Here is a 398-nt window from a genome sequence, read left to right as displayed (position 1 = left end):
CCAGGCTGCCTGGCTTTTCCACTCACGCACTGGTGATGAACTTGCCGCTGGCCTAAAAGTCCAGCGGCGTATCCTTGGGTGCGGCGATGAAGCTCTGCGCCGACAGGATGGCGTGGCGGCAAGGGTGGCGGGGTAGGCAGGCGCGGCGGTGGCCAGGTGGCCTTTCAATGATTAACCTCCATTCAGACGGGTTCCGTCTTGATYGTGCCTTGGGTATCCGGGTTCAGGTCAGGGACATGCGGCTCGCCGAATTGCACGAGATAGGCATCGCCGTAGTCGACGCGTACCTCTCGCGCCGGGTTCTCCGGAGCGAACAGATTGTCCAGTGCAACAAGGGCCGCGATCGCTTCGGTTCTCGGTTTCCCGTCCTTGTCGAGCATCGAGACGTCGAAGCCCAT

1 protein-coding gene is annotated in these 398 nt (G+C 61.7%); it reads right to left on the bottom strand.

Annotation, left to right across the window (positions count from 1 at the left end; translation table 11 throughout):
• Positions 1 to 182: 182 nt before the first annotated feature.
• Positions 183 to 398, bottom strand: a 216-nt coding sequence (locus AC1DQ3_RS36860; RefSeq protein WP_477125004.1) for a hypothetical protein, incomplete at its 5' end; no start/stop codon positions are given.

It is taken from the genome of Cupriavidus sp. 01T418 (assembly GCF_056398885.1).
Note: the sequence above shows the minus strand (reverse complement) of the source record. Positions and strands in the feature narration are given on the sequence as shown.